The organism is Lentzea kristufekii (assembly GCF_033949925.1).
Classification (GTDB): domain Bacteria; phylum Actinomycetota; class Actinomycetes; order Mycobacteriales; family Pseudonocardiaceae; genus Lentzea; species Lentzea kristufekii.
The window spans coordinates 154,009-172,997 of sequence record NZ_JAXAVV010000010.1; the positions used below are offsets into that span (position 1 = coordinate 154,009).

Consider the following 18,989-nt stretch of genomic DNA (forward strand, 5'->3'; position numbering starts at 1 on the left):
CACACGCGCTGGGGCCGTTCTCGTTCTGAACGCTATTTGCGGCGCCACCGGAGGCCGAGCACCGCACCGACCACAGCTCCGGCGCCGAGCATCAACGACGGTGACGGCCCGGATCGCACGGAGATGACCGGTTCGATCACCGCGGGCGGCGGCGGCTTCACGACCTCGGGCTCGCGGTTCTCCTTCGCGGTGGCCGTCCAGGCCGTGATGAACAGGATGAACTGCGCCACCAGGTTCGCGAACACCAGCACACCGATGACGGACCCGAACGCGGCCGAGGTCGGCGACCTGGTCGTGAACGACAGGAAGATCGTCGCCGTCTGCTTCAGGATCTCGAACCCGACCGCGCCGGCGAACGCGCCGCGGATCGCGCTGCGCCACCCGACGGGCTTGCGCGGCAACCGCGAGAGCACCCACAGGAACACGAGCCAGTTCGCGAGCAGCGACAGGACGATCGTGCCGATGCGCAGCAGGACGTGCGCCCAGCCGGCGTTCTCCAGCCCCAGCCACTCCAGGACCTGTTCCGCGAAGCCGGTGCCGAGCGCCGTGATGCCGAACGACAGCACGATCGCGAGGCCCAGGCCGACCAATGCCAGCAGGTCGCGCCACAGCGTGCCGAGGAACGGCAGGTTCTCCTTCGCGTGGCCCCACTGCGCGGTCAGGGCGTCGCGGAGGTTGCTCATCCAGCCGAGACCGGAGTAGGCGGCGCCGAGCAGGCCGATGATGCCGACCACGCCCTTGGAGTCCAAGGCGGAGTTGACGGCCTCGTTGACCTGCTTGCTCAGGTTCGGGTCCGGCACCGCCTCGGCGATGGCTCCGCGCAGCTCAGCGAGCAGGTCCGGCTGCGACTGCAGCACGAAACCGGCGACCGCGAACCCGATCATCAGGATCGGCACGAGCGACAGCACGCTGAAGTACGTCACCGCGGCGGCGTAGTGCGTGCCGTACCTCTCGGTGAAGCGCTCGTACGCCAGCATGATGTGGTCGAGCCACGCGTACTTCCGCCGCCACTTGTCCACGCGCAAGACGCTAGTGCAAGTGCACTACTCAGGCAGAACAAAGCCGATCTTGTCGTACGTACGGCGCAACGTGACGGAGGCGACCTCACGCGCGCGCTCGGCGCCACGGGCCAGGATCTTGTCCAGCGACGCCACGTCGTCGAGGTACATGCGGACGCGTTCCTGCACCGGCGCGACCCACTCGGTGAAGACCTCGCCGAGGTCCTTCTTCAGGTCGCCGTAGCCCTTGCCGTCGTAGTCGACGACCAGCGACTCGACCGTGCGGCCGGTCAGGGCCGAGTAGATCGTCAGCAGGTTCGAGACGCCCGGCTTGTTCTCGACGTCGAAGATGATCTCGCGGCCCGTGTCGGTCACCGCGGAACGGATCTTCTTGGCCGAGCGCTTCGGGTCCTCCAGCAGCTCGACGACGCCGCCCGGCACCGACTTGCTCATCTTCGCCGTCGGGTCCTGCAGGTCGAAGATCTTGGCCGTGTCCTTGACGATGTACGCCTCCGGCAGCCGGAACGTCTTGCCGTGACGCGAGTTGAAGCGCGTCGCGAGGTCGCGCGTCAGCTCCAGGTGCTGGCGCTGGTCCTCACCGACCGGCACGTAGTGCGCCTGGTACAGCAGGATGTCCGCGGCCTGCAGGATCGGGTACGTGAACAGGCCCACGCCGACGGACTGCTCCTGGCGCGCGGACTTGTCCTTGAACTGCGTCATCCGCGACGCCTCGCCGAAGCCGGTCAGGCACTGCATGACCCAGCCGAGCTGGGCGTGCTCCGGGACGTGCGACTGCACGAACAGCGTCGCCCGATCCGGGTCGATGCCCAGCGCGAGCAGCTGCGCGGCCGAGACGCGCGTGTTCTGGCGCAGTTCCTTCGGGTTCTGCTCCACGGTGATCGCGTGCAGGTCGACGACGCAGTAGAACGCGTCGTGCGCTTCCTGCAGCGCCACCCACTGCCGCACCGCACCCAGGTAGTTCCCGAGGTGGAACGACCCGGCCGTCGGCTGGATGCCGGACAGGACGCGGGGACGCTTTGCGGGCTCTGCGGGTGCGTTCTCCGTGGACACGGACGAAATCTTCTCAGACCAGGTGGATCAGTTGTGCGCGGTGTCCTGCTGGACCAGGTCGATGCGCTGGTTGGCCGCCACGACGGGCGCCGGCTTGCGCCGCTTCACCAGGCCGTAGACCAGACCGCCCACGCCCGCGGTGACCGCGATCAGACCCACGGGACCAGCAGCAGCGGTACCGGTCATGCTGCTCTCGACCGCCGCGCTCAGAACCAGACTCATGCCGTGCACTTGCCGAGCCTCCCCAAGGCACAGACTCACCCCGGAACGGGTGAACCTTGCTGACTGATTGGCCGCCAAGCTACCGATGGCCGGTAGCGTCTATGCGCCGAATCAGACTATCGGTCACGGATGATCGGTTCGCACTCGCCCATATGTCGTAGTCCGCTGACGCGCGTTACGCCCTGCTAGTGAAGCCAGGGTCTCAAGCTCACTCACCGTGCGCGCCGACCCGTGTTCGGAGCCTGCCATGCGGCTGATGGTCTCCTCCATCAACGTGCCGCCGATGTCGTTCGCGCCGCCGTTGAGGATCTCCGCGGTGCCCTCGTCGCCGAGCTTCACCCAGGAGCACTGGATGTTGTCGACGCGTCCGTGCAGCGCCAACCGTGCGAACGCGTGCACGGCCCGGTTGTCGCGGCGGGACGGGCCGGGACGGGCGACTCCGGCCAGGTAGATCGGGGCATTGCGGTGCACGAACGGCAGCGCGACGAACTCGGTGAGCCCGCCGGTCCGGTCCTGCAGGTCCGCGAGCACCCGGAAGTGCGTGAGCCAGTGGCCGGGGTGGTCCACGTGGCCGTACATCATCGTCGAGGACGAACGAATGCCCAGCTCATGGGCGGTGCCGACGACCTCGAGCCAGGTCGCGGTCGGCAGCTTGCCCTTGGTCAGCACCCACCGGACGTCGTCGTCGAGGATCTCGGCCGCCGTGCCGGGAATCGTGTCGAGGCCGGCTTCCTTCAGCTCCGTGAGCCACTCACGGATGCTCACGCCCGCCTTCGCCGCGGCGGAGACGATCTCCATCGGGCTGAACGCGTGGACGTGCATCTCGGGCAGACGCTTCTTGATCGCGCGCACGACGTCGGCGTAGTAGGTCACCGGCAGCTTGGGGTCGATGCCGCCCTGCATGCAGACCTCGGTGGCGCCGTCGTCCCACGCCTCCTGCGCGCGGTCGGCGACCTCCTCGGCCGACAGCCGGAACGCGTCCGCGTCGCGCTCGCGCTGGGCGAAGGCGCAGAAACGGCACCCGACGTAGCAGACGTTGGAGAAGTTGATGTTCCGGTTGACCACGTACGTGACGTCGTCGCCGACCACCTCGCGCCGCAGGTCGTCGGCGAGGCGGGTCATCTCCTCCAGCGCGTCGCCGTCCGCGGTCAGCAGCGCCATCGCGGCGTCGGTGTCGCCGAGCAACGCGCCCGGGTCGTTCGCGGCGATCTTCAGTCCACGTTGGACGTCTTCGGAAAGACGTTGCGGCGCAACGGGAATCTTCAGCTCGTCCCAGTCGCCGTAGACCTCGTCGAAGTCGCCGCGGCGGTCGCTCGTGCGGCCTTCGGTGTCGATCGCGGTGTGGAGGTCCGCGCGCCCGAACGTGTCGAGCCCGCCGTCCGGCTCCTGCCACTCGCGGCCGACCACGGGAGCGTCCGGGTTCGCGAGGCCGTTTTCCAGTGCCAGCGCGGAAACGTGCGCGGTGAGCCGGGTGTCGATCCACTGCCCCGCCGCCGCGCGGACGTAGCGCGGGTAGACGTTCAGCCGTTCCTGCAAGGAGAAACCGGCCTCGCGGGTGATCTCCGCGAGCTGGTCGACCTGCGGCCACGGCTTCTCGGGGTTCACGTGGTCCGGCGTGATCGGCGAGACGCCGCCCCAGTCGTCGACGCCCGCGCGCAGCATCAGGTCGAACTCACCACCGACGAGGTTCGGCGGTGCCTGCACGCTCACGGTCGACGGCATCACCAGGCGTGCAACGGCGATCGTCGCCGCGAGCTCCGTCAGATCGGCGTCGGGCATGCCGCGCATCGCCGTGTCCGGCTTGGCGCGGAAGTTCTGGATGATGACTTCCTGGATGTGCCCGTACTGCTTCGCGATCTGACGCATCGCGAGCAACGACTCGGCGCGCTCGGCGATCGTCTCGCCGATGCCGATGAGGATCCCGGTGGTGAACGGGACGTTCACGCGGCCGGCGTCGGTGAGGACGCGCAGCCGGACGACGGGGTCCTTGTCAGGGCTGCCGTAGTGCGGGCCGCCCTTCTCGCTCCACAGCCGCTCGGCCGTGGTCTCCAGCATCATGCCCATGCTGGACGCGACGGGCCGCAGCCGCGTCAGCTCCTCCCAGCTCAGCACGCCGGGGTTGAGGTGCGGCAGCAGGCCGGTCTCCTCCAGCACCGCGATGGCGCTGGCGCGCACGTAGTCCAAAGTGGACTCGTAACCGCGCGCGTCCAGCCACTCCTTCGCGGCGGGCCAGCGGTCCTCCGGCCGGTCGCCGAGCGTGAAAAGCGCTTCCTTGCAGCCCTGCGCGGCGCCGGCGCGGGCGATCGCCAGCACCTCGTCGCGTTCGAGGAACGCGGCGGGCAGCTTGTGCGGCACCGTCGCGAACGTGCAGTAGTGGCACCGGTCCCGGCACAGCCTCGTCAGCGGGATGAACACCGACCGGCTGTACGTGACGATCCCGGCACGCCCCTCCGCGAGCAGGTGCGCGTCCCGCACCTTGCCCGCCGCTGTCAGCAACGCGTCGAGGTCGTCCTCGCGCGCATGCAGCAACACAGAGGCTTCCGTCGCGTCGAGCACGGCACCGTCGGCGGCCCTGCGCAGCGCACGCCGCATGGCCGCCGCACTCGGGCGGGGCTGCGGTGGGGTTAGCGAGATGTCCACTGCCACGTAAACGACCTTAGGCCGCCAAAATTCCTGACCACCTCGCACCGGGTGTGGGACATCCCACTGTCAGCGCACCGCGACGAGCAGTTCCGCGTTCCGGTCGAGCGGCGTGCCGAGCGGGTTCGTCCGCGAGTGGATGTCGTTGTAGGTGATCTCCCGGCACAGGCTGGCCAGGGCCTCGTCGCTGCGGTCGTCGTAGTCCGCCTGGTAGGGGGCGTCCGCTTCGAGCAACGTCGTGAACAGCGACAACGTGCCGTCACCGTTGTCCGCCACCTCGATCACGCGGGCGTGCTGCGGGTAGTCGACGTGCGCGGCGGTGTTGATCTCCCAGAAGCTCCGGGACGGCGTGCCGTGCCGATGCGGGGTGATCACGTTGCGGTGCGTGTGGCCGTTGACCCACGCCAGCACGTTCGGGAAGCGGTGCAGGAGGTCGACCAACGCGTCGCCGTTCACACGCGGGTCCAACGGGCGGCGCTTGTCCGGCAGCACGTTGCCCATCGTCGTGCTCGTGTGATGGCTGAAGAGCACGAACAGCTCGTCGGTGACGTTCTGCCGTTGCGGCAGACCGAGCCAGTCGTAGTAGAGCGAACTGTTGCGCTTGAGGGTCCTCTCGATCCAGTTGAGCTGGTGCAGCCCGATGGAGCCCGTGGAGAACCCTGCGAGGTTCGTGGTGTCCATGCTGATGCCGGTGACGCCAGGCGCCATCCGGAACGTGTAGAAAACGTCGACGCCATCCGCGTTGGCGTCCGTGTAGCCGTGTCCGCCCGTCGGCAGATGCTTGCGCACGTACTCACCGGTGTTGAACAGCCTGCGCCGACTGTCCGGCGTCACGGTCCGAACGACGCCACCGCTCGCGAGGATGGCCATCGCTTCCGGGATCGCCTTGGGGTCGTTGAACGCCTGCGCGACCTTCGCGTTCTGCACGGGGTCGCCGAACCCGACGATCTTCTTGTGGCCGGTGTACCAGCTGTCGAGCAGCCCGTCCGGCAGCGCGCCGACCACGCTGTCGTCGTGGTTGCCGATCGTGGAGTACCAGGGGATGTCCAGACCAGGGCTGGTGAACTCGCGGACCGCCGCGTCGAGCAGACCTGGGAGTTGCGGGAACCCGGCGGCCTTGTAGTCGTCGCTGCCGCTCAGCTCCGGCTGCCAGAACGTGCTGATGCCCGCGTTCTGCACGCCCTCGTACCGCGAGCCGCCGGTGTTCGGCGTGATGCGGCCGCCGTTGAGGACCGTGAGGTACCAGTCGAGCTCGATGTTCTCGTGGTTGTCGGTGTTGTCGCCGGTTGCGGATTGCAGGCTAGACGTAACCGGCGCACGATCGGTGCCATGACCAGGTATGTAGCACTGTATTGCCGCATCTCGATCGACCGCTCAGGCCGGAAGGAGGGGGTCAAGACTCAGGAGACCTACGGTCGGGAGTACGCGGCTCAGACGTGGCCTGGTGTACCCGTGCGTGTTTTCTCCGACAACGACCTGTCGGCGGCGAAGGACGACGTGGTCCGTCCCGACTACAACGAACTACGTCAGGCTCTCGAACGCCGCGAGGTGGCTCACGTGTGGGCCATTGAGCAGTCGCGTATTGAGCGGCGCGAGGTGCAGTGGTTCGAGTTCGCCGCGTTGATGGACGGGGCAGGCATTTCGGAGCTGCACACCAAACGTGACGGCATCGTCCACGTGCGTACGGCAGTGGCGGGCATTAAGGCCGTACTGAACGCCGAGGAAGTCCGCGTCATCAAGAGGCGAATCCAGGACAAGTTCGACGCGAAAGCGGCACGCGGAGAGCCACCAGGCGGGCCTAGCTTCGGCTTTAGGCACGCCACGCGTGAGGACGGAGTGAAAACGTACGCACAGCATCCGGAAGAGGCGAACGCGATACGACGCGCCGCAGACTGGGTGTTGTCCGGCTGGTCGCTTGGCAACATCGCAGCACAGCTGAAAGAGCAGGGATTTCGCGGCGCGAAAGGAGGTGCGGTTACCGTGAACACGGTACGCAGCATGGTAACCAGGCCCGCCGTTGCCGGTTACCTCGTTCGCCAAGGACGCGTGATCGGGCGAGGAAACTGGGAGCCAATCCTGACCGATGACACATGGCAAGCCTGCCGCCTAAAGCTCTCCGAGCCGCGCAACGTTCGCAAGGCTGACGGCACTGAGCACAAGATCCTGAACCCAAAGCGCAGCACTGCGCCCGGCAGGAAGTACCTCCTTACGGGAGGACTGGCCGTGTGCGGCGTCTGCGGAAACCCACTTTCCGGAACCATCCATCGCGTCGGCAAACGCGGAAAGATTCCTTACCTGCTTTGCCACACCACCAAAGGTGGGCGCGCTTGCACCGGCATCATGCTCAAAGAAAGCGAGGAGTACGTAGCTGAGCGCTTGTTCGCAGAGCTGGACAAGCCGGAATTTCTGAACGCGATCGGAGCCGATGAGCACGGGCCGCGCAGGATGGAAATCATCGACGCACTGGACGCGATCGAGAAGCAACGCGGCGAGTTGGCAACCCTCTGGGCTAAGCCCGGCGAACTGACGTTCGGAGAATGGCAGGCGGCACGTAGCGCTCTGGGCGAACATGAGCAAATGTTGCGGAATGAGCTAACAGAGCTACCACCGCCAGTAGTGAATATCGACATCGAGGGCGCCCGCGAAGCGTGGCCTGAGATGACGCTCGACGAGAAGCGGGAGTTCCTTCGACTGTTCATTGACAAGGTCGTTCTCCACAGAGCACGTCCGGGAACCCGTAGCTTCGACGGCGACCGTCTAGACATCAAGTGGCGCTACACATAGAACCAACACCAACGGCCCTCTCCGAACGGAGAGGGCCGTTGCTTTTCGAGAACTACCGACTGTTCTCCCGGTCTTGCTCGATCCGCTCCCTAGCAATTCTCCGCCTGGCAAGCGCTAGACGGATAATGCGCGCCGCTCTCGTCAGGGTGTAGGCGTCGTCTACCGCACGGGTCTGAGCTTTACCTTGCGACGTTCTAGCGTCGCCCGGACCGGACGGCTCATTCACTGTCTGGCGACACCTCCTCCCCCTCAGGGAGGGAGTCGCCTTCGTGCCAGCGAACGGCCCGATTCCGGCCAGTTGAGAGGCCAGCCTCAGACCGGCCGCCACCCCTCCCTGTCGCGTGTTCTCGCTGATCAGCAGAGGGAGTCAGCCCCAGGGAGGCGCCAGGGAAAGCTCCCTGACTCCCTGACGCCTCCCTGCCGTCCACTGTGGCCTGAACGTCGACACCCTCACGGTTCCTGCGAGCGATTGCATCCGCCACATCCTCATTGCGGACGACCATCGAACCGTCAGACTTTCTCGGCCGAATTCCGAACCCGAGAAGTGCGGCGCGAAGGTCGCGCGCCGTCCACGGTTCATACTCCCTGGGATTGAGTGCGACGAGTCGAGCAAGAACAGTTTGAGTGCGAACACGGGATTCCCCTTCAAGCGCAACCTGGATATCAGTCAGATGATCAACAGCCGCAAGACTCTCAATTTCTTTCAGGGTCCAGCCGGCCGCGACCGGCAATATTTCTAGATTTGCCAGCGCGCGAGCAATGATGGGAGTAACTTCATCAACGCCGTCTTCAAATGGAAGATAGAACGTGCGGACAAGTTCAAACGCATTATGGGTGACACCGACGGCAACGCAGGTTCCCCGATCGGTGTGCATCCTCAGTTCGGTTGCGCGCACACCCGCGCGATACTTTCCCGATCCCAACAGTCCGTCATTGGCGATGTGGTCCGCCACAGCAAATGCAGCGCCGCACGACACGTTCCGCGTGATCTCCTTGGGGATGCTGTCTTTTGTCGGCGACTGAGTAGCCAACAGAAGAATGACTGCATATTTGCGGCCGCGCTTGATCAGTTTGACTGCGAGTTCCGCCGCGCGCTTTCCATGCTTCGGATGCTGGAACAGTTCGTGGCACTCGTCGATCGACAAAATTATCGGATGCAATCCCAACTTGGGATTGTCGGCAAGCCTGCGGGACACTTTCGGCGGTCGTCCCGGCTGCCCTCCGAGAACACGGCCGCGTCGCTCCATTTCGTTGAGAAGGTCCTCTAGAGCATGAACGGCGTCGGCGGCAACCGCATCATCCATTCCCATCCGATAGCGACTCAAGCGCGGTGCGAGCGGTTCGAAGTCTGGACTTTCGCCCATCACGAACGCCCAGAGTTCGGCGGTCGGATCAAGTGCCGCACCGACCATAAGCACGCGGAGAAGGTTGGTCTTTCCCTGCCCCGGTCGACCACCGACCAACCAGTTATTTCCGATCAACGGCGCGTTGATCACCAGACCGCGTTGCGTCTGCCCGAACGGAACACCCTCGAACACATCAACGACCCCGTCATGCAACAGCGGCCATTCACCAGCGCCACCGGAAAGCGTGCCCTTGTCAGCCACCCACAGATCTAGAACTCCGTCTTCCTCACCCGTGGTGGGCCACGTCTCCAATGACGCACGCCCAAGGTTCGCTGCCAACACCTTTCGCCGATCGGACACCATTTCTGCCGTCACTCCGAGCGGCAGACGGATCTGCGCCTGAGTTCCCTCACCGTCCTTTCGAGCCGCAACGGTGTAGACGAGTTCACCGCCACCTTTAAGGAACGAGTTCAGCGGCGCGATTCCGAGGTGCGCAAGCGCCCTGGTGATCATCCTTTCGTCCACCCAGGAATCGGAATCGTCGCGGTCGGGCCGTGTCAGCCATCCCGCACCCGGTGTGCGGTCACGGCCCTCCCACACGGCCGCGCCGACCAGCCACGCCACCGTGAGCGGTGGCACCCACGGCCACGCCGCCGACACAGCGGCCGTCAGAGCGTCCCTGACGGCGTAGACGGCCTGAAGCCACCCAGGCATAGCCGAGCGGTCCAGAACGGCGTCCACGAGCGCCATGAGGACCAGCAACGCCGTCACGCCCGCTGCGCCGACAAACACCCTCCGGAGGAAGATCCCCAACTTGGCCCACCGCGCCCGTGCGTCGGACCTGATCAACTCCTGGGCCGTGCGACGCGCCTGCACATCCCCGGTCATCCGTGCCGCCCGTGCGTCGGCACGAAGGTCCGCGTACGACGCCCACCGCCAACCACGGGCGATCCAGCGCCCGGTCCCCCGGGTGAGGAACCACAGCAGGCGGGCGACATCACGCGGCGCGTTGAGCGCCCGATACGCGATCACCGATCGCGCCCGGACCACCCCGTCAAGATCCGCAATCGACCTCACCGCGGTCGTGATCATGGGAGGAGATTTCCGTTGTGGTGCAACGGTTTCATCGTCGCTGACGAACTCTCCATCTAGGACTTGACGGACGAGCTCACCACTCGGCTTTTCAAGATCATCTTGGTGGGTCATCGCCGGCGCCGACCCCGAAGATGATCTTCGTTGGAGACCACCGTCAACGCCCGCACCAAGACCCACGAGGCGAACAGCGCGGGCACCATCAGAGCGGCGAGCTTCGCCCACCCCGACGAGTTCGGATGCGTGAGCGCCAACCACTGCACGCCGGAGATGAGCGCTGCGCCGACAAGGACCCGACCAGTCAGGGACAGCAGGCGCCCGCCACGACGGGTGGCCTCAGCGGCCTTGCGTGCCCGCCGGACCGACAGACGCCATGCCGCCCAGAGCACCAGCACGGCGACCAGCCCGGCAAGCATGAGCGGCGGGGAAAGCTCGATCCCGGTCATGGCCGCTCACCCGCCACAGTGCCGCCGTCGCGGCGTTCCTCCCAGCACCCGTAGACCGCGCGGCGCGCGTCCTCCGGCAGGGGACCCCACACGCCCGACGTCGCGTGACCACGGGTGCGGAACTCCCATTCCAGGCACTCACGCTGTACCGGGCACTCCGCACACACCTGCACGGCCAACTCACGATCCGACCGGAACTCTCCAGTCCACTCGGGATACTCACCGCTGGCCGACAACCACCCGCACAGGCCCGTGTTGCGGACCGTGTGCGCCAACTCCTCGTCAGCCAGCTCCGCGAACTCGTCAAGCTCTGCGGCCACCCGCTCGTAGTGCTCGTTCATCGGCGGACACCGCCCATCGGCGAATCCGCCAGGTGCACCACCGCGTCGGCCGGAATCCACACCCGGTCACGCCGCCACACCACGGGAAGCGTGCCGACACGGATAGCGCGGCACACGCTCGCCACGCTGCCACCGGTCAACCACGCCACTTGCCTAATAGAAAGCAGGTTTGTATGCGACAAATTCATGATTGTGTTTCCTTGCTTGATGTGCGACTCGCGGATTTGCGGGCCGCTGCATCAAGTACGCCGGAACACAACGACGAACTCTATGCCGAGATCTAGATATCGATATGCCGTGGCAACATATGCCTGGTCAGGCAGGGTGCGCGCAGGGGCAACATTCCGAGTTTGAATAAGCAGGCGTACGGATATTCACCACTGACATGTTGATCAGCGGGCTGTCAGTCACCACTAGCGCCAGGCTGACCCTTGGTTTCTTTGACCAGCTTGAACAAGTCGCGGAAGTCAGCGCCCGCGCGTGCGCCGTACGCGCTTAGCTCGTCGTCCAACTCGGACGCGACCATGAGAAGCGACGGGCGACTCTGACGGCCATGCCGCAAGGCTTCTGCGCCCAATGCTGCGGCCTCTTCAACGTCGCCCGCTCGCGCTGCAACGACAGCCAGAGTTAGTTGGGCTTCCGTACTACGCATCGGCGAAACAACGAAGCCATCCGAGTTCACGCTGCGCCGGATTACTTCCTCGGCGTTTCGCTTGGCCAAGTCGTCGCGCCCAACGATCCGGTATGTATCCATTGCGTAGAAGTCGAACTTGTCAGGGTCTACCACGAAGTGATTCTCGGGTCGCTCTGGATACGGCAATTCGCCCAACAATTCACTACCACGCTGCAATGCCTCATAGACCTCATCCGCCATTCCCATACGCGCGTAGGCTTTGGCTTGCTGTCCATAAAGCTGCACAGCGACGGACTGTGACGGAGCGGCGATGATCCCTGCTTGTGCAAGAGGGATGACTGCTCTGTAGTTTCCTGCCGTGAGGTTGAACCAGGCCAGCATTTCGTGTGCCCAGCCCACGATCGAGGCGTCCCCCGATTCGGAACCCAGCTGCATCGCCATCTTCCGCGTTGCCTGAGCAGCTTTCTGGTCGCCGAGGTCATATTCCAAACAGCCAACCAGTAGCGCGAGCAGGCCCGCATTATGCAGTACCTCACGGTGTTGAGGCAGGGTCAGCTGTTTCCCCAGCAGCTCCGTGACCTTTCTCAACCACGCCTGACCCTTACGCATGAGTTCTCGCGCGTCGGCATGTGAGTAGTCACAACACATCTGCTCTACGGTAATACTCAAGGCATCAATTGTCGGCTGATCAATTGCTGATGCACGGACACGCTGCACTAGCTCTGCGGTGTTTATACCAGTGTTCGCGATCAGTATTTGGTTGTGCGCATCAGCGTCAATCAACCCTGCCGCGTCTCGACCAGACGAAACCGGCGGAGTAAGCCGACTCTGCCCAGGAAGATCGAACCACAGAAGATGTTGAGGAAGATGCAGAGTTCGCGCCCAGTTTTGAAGCCAGAAAAGATTTGTTTCAGCTGGGCCATTCTCGATACGACTGAGCTTCGACTGCGTCAGGTTCAACCATCGCGCAAGTAGTTCTTGCGTAAGCGCCCGACCGTAAAGCGTCAAATGACGCGGGTGATTTCGGTAGGCCTTGAATACGTGGCCGATGTGTTGCTCCGCGAACGCGGCGCGAAACTCGTCCGTCTCAAAGAACTCATGCCGCAACTGGGCGGGCGGCGTCCGAAGCTGGTCACGCTGATCTCGGTGGCAGCGAGCGCAGAGATTCGCCGAGTTGGCCGGAGGAAGCCTGTCATCGCAACCCTGACAACGACGAGCTTCTCCAGTGCTTCCACCTTGTGGAACAGGTGTCGTCATCTCGTGTCTTCCCCCGTCAGCGTCTGCGGCGGATGCGCTGCCTCTGACCAGCGTACATACGCACCGCAGGCGACACCATCGGGTTGCGCCGATCGAGGCTTCGCGCCTGCTTACCAGGCGTTATACCTGGATCTGCATAGGCCATGCAGATCCAGGTATAGACATCGGCCGGACAAGGTTCGACGGTAGACGTGAAAGAAGTCCGTTAGCGCATTTCCCCTCTTATCTACGAAGGTGGCGCCCGAAAGTCAGCGGGAACGCATGATCGTGACGGCTGTGCTCACGACTGGAATTGTCCGAGTTGCGAGCGGACTTGAGCAGTCCCAGCAATTGATCGATGAGGTGCTGCGCACAAACCACGCTAAGTGGGAAACGACGATGTTCGTTGGGGACGCCGAGTTTCGCAGCACAAAGGAAGGCCCACAACCGGACCATCAACTACGGATTAGCGTCATCCCTTCAGCGGGACTTGCAGCACTCAACTACATGGACCATGACGATCCAGAAATGGTGATTGCGAACTCATACAACCCAGCGCGGCCACTACCTGAGGTCAGTCTTCTATTCAACGGGGAGACAGGCGCAGTATTTCCGCGCACAGCATCGATACCGATCGCCGACGCTCGCACGGCAATGATCGAGTGGATACAAACGCGCAAGCGCCCGAAATGCATCCAATGGCGCCCATACGACAACTACTGAGAACAACCTTCCCCTAAGGGGATTCCGTGACGGCGATAACCGTAATCGTCGGCCTTGTCGCGGTCGGCGCGTGGACATGGATCATCGGAGATTACTACGACTGGTGGGGACGCATGTCTACACACCTCAGGAATCGAAGGAAAACGTAGCGTGACAAACGAACTGGTCCCCCGCCAATACGAGCTAACGCCTCAAGGCGTGTTCACACACACGATGGCGGAAAAGTGGCTCGCCTTGACCAACGAGGAGCGAGACGAACTGCTGCACCAGTTGCGACAGAGATCCCTCCAGCAACAGCAGGAGCCTCGCGAGCCGACTGAATTTGATGCACGTCCGTGGGTTCAGCCTTGACCAGGGAACAGGCGCTGGACAACAACCAGTCGGCAAGCGATCCACCAGCGCCCCAAGGAAAACTTGGGGCGCTCGATATTACGCAGAAAGGCCGCCGTCGTGGCTGCGGAAATTCTAACCGAAGAGCTGTTGCGCACTTCGCTGATGCGGCTGTCGCGTGAAGTCGCGAAGTCTCATCCCGAGTTCAGCGAAGTGCTCGCGCTGCACACCGTACGTACGTGCAGTCTGGTTCCCGACCCAAACCGGGCGGAGTACTTTCGTGAACTCGGCGTATTGCTCATAGATCTCGGGCGCCTCTATCTCGCAGAGTCGGACGAGCTCAAGCCGACCATCTGAGGAACCTGGGTATGGCGGTGCCTCAAGTACAGCAGAGGACGATCATCGCGAACAGCTGAAGCTAGAGTGACCACCGCACCCTCAAACCGTTGGGGCACTTGACTTTCACGCCGTGCCTACCGCCTCCACAGCGCGCGGCCGTTGGTTACGTCTTCGCCTCAGTTGACGGTCGTCATGAGGAAGTCGAAAGGCCTGCCGGTCAGCGGACCGTTCTTGACGGCGTTGACCCGCCGCACGAGGCTCGTCGAGCCCTGTGTCGTCAGGGCCTCCTGCGGCCGGTGCGCGCTGGAACCCATGATCGGGTGCAGGTACTCGAACCGGAGCGGGCTTTGCGCGTCGCAGATGTGCATGTCGCTGAACTGCACGAAGCTGGTGAGCGCTTTTCGCCTCGCTTCCCGGTTGGACTTGGCTGGGACGAGATCGCCGCGCACGACCGTCGGCCAGCCCGGCCCCGCGGTGAGCCTGCGGTAACCGCTGGTGCCGATCGGCGTGGCCGTCACGTCGAGCGTCGTGCCCGCGGGCGACGCAAACGCTTGGCGGTCCAGGAGCGGCACGCCTGCGGCGCCCATGCCCATCGCCAGGAGGAAAGAACGCCGGTTGAACCCTGCCATGAGCCGCTCCCGATTCATCGATGGTGAATCGTGTTCATGTTCAGGGAGCGGCGGGGTTGAATCGAGCCGTCAGCCGGGTGACAAGAGCGATAAAGGCTGGTCGGGCTGAGTCAGTCGGAGTACACGACGGTCACCGGGGCGTGGTCCGACCAGCGCTCGGCGTACGTGGCCGCCCGCTCCACCAGCCGATCGCCATTTCCCAACCGCTGTTACGGCGTCTGCAAGTACCACCAACAACTGATCAACAGGCCTGTAACTACAACCAACTCGCCACGAGCCGCGTGCAACGCAGCGATATCCCGCTCGACGACGGCGAACGAGTTGGTAGTAGCAAAGTGCTCAATGATCATGAGTTGGTGGTACTTGCAAACGCCAAAGCCGGCAGACGGGACTAGCGGGGCCAGTCGAAGGTGACCGTCACGGGCGCGTGGTCGGACCAGCGTTCCGCGTAGGTCGCTGCGCGTTCGACCACAGCGGAAGTCGCTGAGGCGGCCAGGCGATCGGTTGTGACAACGTAGTCGATGCGCCACCCGGAGTCGTTGTCGAACGCCTTACCGCGATACGACCACCACGAGTACGGCCCAACGGCGTCAGGATGCAGCGTGCGCATCACGTCGTGATAGCCCGACGCGAACACGGACGTCATCCACTCCCGCTCGTAAGGCAGGAAGCCGGACTCCTTCTGGTTCGTCTTCCAGTTCTTCAGGTCCGCCTGCTGGTGTGCGATGTTCCAGTCACCACACACGAGCACCTCACGGCCCGAGACAGCCGCCTTCTCCCGCAGCGACACCAGGTACGGCAGGAAGGCCGCCATGAAGCGGTCCTTCTCGTCCTGCTTCTCGGTGCCCACGTCACCGGACGGCAGGTACAGCGAGGCCACGACGACGCCGGGCAGTTCGATCTCCAGGTAGCGGCCGCTCGTCTCGAACTCGGCGGTGCCGAAGCCCACACGGACGGAGGTGGGTTCAACGCGCGAGAGAACGCCCACGCCCGCACGGCCCTTCAACGAGGAAGGCGCGTACACGCCGTGCCAGCCCAGAGGTGAGTGGAGGTCCGGAGCCAACTCGGACGGCTCCGCGCGGACTTCCTGCAGGCACACCACATCGGCTGAGGATGCGGCGAGCCACTCCAGGTAGCCCTTCTTCGCGGCGGCGCGCAGACCGTTGACGTTGACCGTGGAGACCGTGAGCACGACGAGGGAGCCTACTGGGAGGCCAGGCCCCAGGGCTTCGGGTACTCGGCGCCGCAGCCGGCGCAGTGTGCGGTCAGGTCGAGGTAGCCGACGAGAGTGGCCATCTCGTCACGAGGCAGCGCCAGCTGACGCTCGCCGTAGACCTCGGTGTAGAGGCCCTGCCACTCGGGCTCGCAGGAGCACTGCGTGACGCCCTTGGCCCTGCCCCACCGGAACACGTTCCGCAACATGCCCGCAAGTCTGCCAGAACGCCCTGCCGGTCACCTGCAGGTCGAGTCGCTGGTCAGCGCGACGAACGACTGGCTCACCCAGCGGCGGTCGCTGAGCATCCGGTAGCCGTTCTCGACGCGCGCCTGGGCTTCGGTCACCGCGTCGCGGGGCATGGTCGAGACGATCGGCTGCATGTCGCCCGGTCCCGAGCGGACGTTGAGGATGTCCGCGGTCACCGTGACCTTGCAGATCTCCGCGCCCTTGTCGCTGCCCATCTGCTTGCCGCCGTTCACGGCGTACATCACGCCCGCGACCCCGAGCACACCGATGACGATCATTCCCCGAACCGGTACACCGAACATGACGCTGCCTCCGCACGCACAAAGCCCTGGAACAGCAGATATAGCGGCTGTGAGACCTGTGTGGACGGCTCGGCGCGGCAACCACCCGCAAGAGGAACCGACCGGGTGACGGGCAACGAGAAAGGCCACCCCGGCGTGACCGGGGTGGCCTTCTCACGTGCTCGAATCAGGCGGTCAGAACGACGCCATCTTCTTCTTGAGGTTCTCGTCGAGCGCGGCGAGGAAGTCCTCGGTGGTCAGCCACGCCTGGTCCTTGCTGATCAGCAGGGCCAGGTCCTTGGTCATCTGACCGGCCTCGACGGTCTCGATCACGACCTCCTCGAGCGCCTCGGCGAAGCGGATCACCTCGGGGGTGCCGTCCAGCTTGCCGCGGTGCATGAGGCCACGGGTCCACGCGTAGATCGACGCGATGGGGTTCGTGGAGGTCGGCTTGCCGGCCTGGTGCTGGCGGAAGTGACGCGTCACGGTGCCGTGCGCGGCCTCGGCCTCGACCGTCTTGCCGTCCGGCGTCATCAGGACCGACGTCATGAGGCCGAGCGAGCCGAAGCCCTGCGCGACCGTGTCGGACTGGACGTCACCGTCGTAGTTCTTGCACGCCCAGACGTAGCCGCCCTCCCACTTCATGGCAGCGGCGACCATGTCGTCGATGAGGCGGTGCTCGTAGGTGAGGCCCTTGGCGTCGAACTCCGCCTTGAACTCCTCGTTGAACACGCGCTCGAAGATGTCCTTGAAGGCGCCGTCGTAGGCCTTCAGGATCGTGTTCTTCGTCGACATGTAGACGGGGTAGCCCCGCTGCAGGCCGTAGGAGAACGAGGCGCGGGCGAAGTCCTCGATGGACTTGTTGTAGTTGTACATGCCCATCGCCACACCGCCCTCCGCCGGGAACTCGGTGACGACGTGCTCGATCGGGTCCGAGCCGTCCTCCGGCTGGAACGTGATCGTGAGCTTGCCGGCGCCGGGCACCTTGAAGTTGGTGGCCTTGTACTGGTCACCGTGCGCGTGACGGCCGATGATGATCGGCTTCGTCCAGCCCGGGACCAGCCGCGGGACGTTGGAGATGATGATCGGCTCGCGGAAGACGACACCGCCGAGGATGTTGCGGATCGTGCCGTTCGGCGAGACCCACATCTTCTTGAGGCCGAACTCCTCGACGCGCGCCTCGTCCGGCGTGATCGTGGCGCACTTGACGCCGACGCCGTGCTTCTTGATGGCGTTCGCGGCGTCGATCGTGACCTGGTCGTCGGTCGCGTCCCGGTGCTCGATGCCCAGGTCGTAGTACTCCAGGGTGACGTCCAGGTACGGGTGGATCAGCTTGTCCTTGATGAACTGCCAGATGATCCGGGTCATCTCGTCGCCGTCGAGCTCGACGACGGTGCCCTGAACCTTGATCTTGCCCATAACTCCGGGCGCTCCTCTCGCGACGATGCAAGCAAGACAAGCGTACTGGTAAACCGCCCACCCGCGCCTGCGACCCTGGTTACACCGATTCAGGGTTGCGGTCGGTCGACCGGCTCACGTGTTCCCACTTGTCGATTTCCGCATTCCGTGCCTGGTCTGCCAGGCGCACCATATCCACCGCGTCGCTGCCCAGCAGCAGACACAGCGGCGGCTCGTCCATGGCTACCACGTCGAGCATGACCTTCGCCGCCTTGACCGGATCACCGGGCATGTTGCCGTCGGCGCCACGCAGCATGCCCAGCATTGCCCCGACAGACGGAACGTAGTCCTGTCCGTGCTCGGTCACCACCAGGGAGCTGCCGGTCCAGTCCGTCTGCATGCCGCCGAGCTCGATCAACGTCGACCGAACCCCGAACGGCGCGCACTCGGCGGCGAGCGTCTCGTTGAACCCGCGCAGCGCGAACTTCGACATCACGTACGGACCGAGCCCGCCGCCCAGCGCCGTGTGCCCCGCGGTCGATCCGGCGTGCAGGAAGTGCCCGGACCGCTGCGCGCGGAGCACGGGCAGCGCGGCGCGGGTGACGTTGACGGCGCCCCAGAGGTTGACCTCCAGCTGCTCGCGGAAGTCCTCCTCGGAGCACTCCTCGATCGAGGTGACCCGGCCGGCGCCCGCGTTGTTCACGACGACGTCGAGCCGGCCGAACTCGCGCACCGCCGTCGCCACCGCCTCGCGCGCCTGGGCGGCGTCGCGCACGTCGAGTGCAACAGATCGGACCCGGTCACCGTGTTGAGAGACGAGGTCGTCGAGATCGCGCGGATTGCGGGCGGTCGCGACGAGCCGGTGCCCGGCGGCGAGAACCGCTTCGGCGGTCTTGCGGCCGACGCCGCGGGAACTGCCGGTGATGAGCCACACCTGCGCCATGTCCGAGCTCCTTCGGATGGAGATGGTTGTCCGGACATATGGAGTTCTGGCTCGGGCGCCTGATACCTGCGACT

Annotated in this window: 18 protein-coding genes and 1 pseudogene; 3 read left to right on the forward strand and 16 right to left on the reverse strand. The window is 64.7% G+C overall.

Translation table 11 applies throughout. The features are described 5' to 3' along the window. Window positions 1–32 precede the first annotated feature (32 nt). The 5 genes and pseudogenes from yhjD to SK571_RS21630 all read right to left on the reverse strand — a co-directional run. Window positions 33–1,019, reverse strand: a complete 987-nt coding sequence (gene yhjD / locus SK571_RS21610) for an inner membrane protein YhjD (RefSeq protein WP_319985898.1) — start codon at window positions 1,017–1,019, stop codon at window positions 33–35. 24 nt (window positions 1,020–1,043) lie between these two features. Then, the gene (trpS, locus tag SK571_RS21615; RefSeq protein WP_319985899.1) at window positions 1,044–2,069 is read right to left on the reverse strand and encodes a tryptophan--tRNA ligase; all 1,026 of its coding nucleotides are present in this window, start codon (window positions 2,067–2,069) and stop codon (window positions 1,044–1,046) included. A gap of 27 nt (window positions 2,070–2,096) precedes the next feature. Next, on the reverse strand, window positions 2,097–2,291 hold the full coding sequence (locus SK571_RS21620; protein WP_319985900.1) for a hypothetical protein: 195 nt from the start codon (window positions 2,289–2,291) through the stop codon (window positions 2,097–2,099). A 123-nt stretch (window positions 2,292–2,414) separates the two neighbouring features. Then, complete coding sequence (locus SK571_RS21625) at window positions 2,415–4,937, reverse strand: bifunctional FO biosynthesis protein CofGH (RefSeq protein WP_319985901.1); 2,523 nt, start codon at window positions 4,935–4,937, stop codon at window positions 2,415–2,417. 63 nt (window positions 4,938–5,000) lie between these two features. Next, window positions 5,001–6,218, reverse strand: a pseudogene (locus SK571_RS21630) (TIGR03767 family metallophosphoesterase); the annotation flags it as partial. 42 nt (window positions 6,219–6,260) lie between these two features. Here SK571_RS21630 and SK571_RS21635 point away from each other — a divergent pair. Then, window positions 6,261–7,715 (forward strand): recombinase family protein, encoded by a 1,455-nt coding sequence (locus SK571_RS21635; protein ID WP_319985902.1) that lies wholly within the window; start codon window positions 6,261–6,263, stop codon window positions 7,713–7,715. 218 nt (window positions 7,716–7,933) lie between these two features. On the opposite strand, the gene SK571_RS21640 is transcribed toward SK571_RS21635, so the two are convergent. From SK571_RS21640 to SK571_RS21660, 5 genes are all read right to left on the reverse strand, one after another. Beyond that, window positions 7,934–10,267, reverse strand: coding sequence for a P-loop NTPase family protein (locus SK571_RS21640; RefSeq protein ID WP_319985903.1), 2,334 nt, complete (start codon window positions 10,265–10,267; stop codon window positions 7,934–7,936). After that, window positions 10,264–10,599, reverse strand: a complete 336-nt coding sequence (locus SK571_RS21645; protein ID WP_319985904.1) for a hypothetical protein — start codon at window positions 10,597–10,599, stop codon at window positions 10,264–10,266. Before SK571_RS21645 ends, SK571_RS21640 begins: the two co-directional genes overlap by 4 nt. Continuing rightward, window positions 10,596–10,940, reverse strand: coding sequence for a WhiB family transcriptional regulator (locus tag SK571_RS21650; protein WP_319985905.1), 345 nt, complete (start codon window positions 10,938–10,940; stop codon window positions 10,596–10,598). Before SK571_RS21650 ends, SK571_RS21645 begins: the two co-directional genes overlap by 4 nt. After that, window positions 10,937–11,089, reverse strand: coding sequence for a hypothetical protein (locus SK571_RS21655; RefSeq protein WP_319985906.1), 153 nt, complete (start codon window positions 11,087–11,089; stop codon window positions 10,937–10,939). The genes SK571_RS21650 and SK571_RS21655 overlap by 4 nt, the downstream gene beginning before the upstream one ends. 254 nt (window positions 11,090–11,343) lie before the next feature. After that, window positions 11,344–12,831 (reverse strand): helix-turn-helix domain-containing protein, encoded by a 1,488-nt coding sequence (locus SK571_RS21660; protein ID WP_319985907.1) that lies wholly within the window; start codon window positions 12,829–12,831, stop codon window positions 11,344–11,346. A 261-nt stretch (window positions 12,832–13,092) separates the two neighbouring features. On the opposite strand from SK571_RS21660, the gene SK571_RS21665 reads away from it, so the two are divergent. Continuing rightward, window positions 13,093–13,533 carry an Imm1 family immunity protein gene (locus tag SK571_RS21665; RefSeq protein WP_319985908.1) on the forward strand — a complete coding sequence of 147 codons (441 nt, stop codon included), beginning with the start codon at window positions 13,093–13,095 and terminating at the stop codon, window positions 13,531–13,533. A 450-nt stretch (window positions 13,534–13,983) separates the two neighbouring features. Continuing rightward, window positions 13,984–14,220, forward strand: coding sequence for a hypothetical protein (locus SK571_RS21670; RefSeq protein ID WP_319985909.1), 237 nt, complete (start codon window positions 13,984–13,986; stop codon window positions 14,218–14,220). 158 nt (window positions 14,221–14,378) lie between these two features. On the opposite strand, the gene SK571_RS21675 is transcribed toward SK571_RS21670, so the two are convergent. The 6 genes from SK571_RS21675 to SK571_RS21700 all read right to left on the reverse strand — a co-directional run bounded on the left by SK571_RS21675 (window position 14,379) and on the right by SK571_RS21700 (window position 18,915). Further along, complete coding sequence (locus tag SK571_RS21675; protein ID WP_319985910.1) at window positions 14,379–14,831, reverse strand: metallophosphoesterase family protein; 453 nt, start codon at window positions 14,829–14,831, stop codon at window positions 14,379–14,381. Window positions 14,832–15,222: 391 nt separating this feature from the next. Then, window positions 15,223–16,023, reverse strand: a complete 801-nt coding sequence (locus tag SK571_RS21680) for an exodeoxyribonuclease III (protein WP_319985911.1) — start codon at window positions 16,021–16,023, stop codon at window positions 15,223–15,225. 11 nt (window positions 16,024–16,034) lie between these two features. Then, window positions 16,035–16,253: a hypothetical protein gene (locus SK571_RS21685; RefSeq protein ID WP_319985912.1), complete on the reverse strand. Its 219-nt coding sequence runs from the start codon at window positions 16,251–16,253 to the stop codon at window positions 16,035–16,037. 30 nt (window positions 16,254–16,283) lie between these two features. Further along, window positions 16,284–16,595: an SH3 domain-containing protein gene (locus tag SK571_RS21690; protein WP_319985913.1), complete on the reverse strand. Its 312-nt coding sequence runs from the start codon at window positions 16,593–16,595 to the stop codon at window positions 16,284–16,286. Window positions 16,596–16,769: 174 nt separating this feature from the next. Then, window positions 16,770–17,993 (reverse strand): NADP-dependent isocitrate dehydrogenase, encoded by a 1,224-nt coding sequence (locus SK571_RS21695; protein WP_266039285.1) that lies wholly within the window; start codon window positions 17,991–17,993, stop codon window positions 16,770–16,772. Window positions 17,994–18,072: 79 nt separating this feature from the next. Then, window positions 18,073–18,915, reverse strand: a complete 843-nt coding sequence (locus SK571_RS21700) for an SDR family NAD(P)-dependent oxidoreductase (RefSeq protein ID WP_319985914.1) — start codon at window positions 18,913–18,915, stop codon at window positions 18,073–18,075. Window positions 18,916–18,989: the final 74 nt, after the last annotated feature.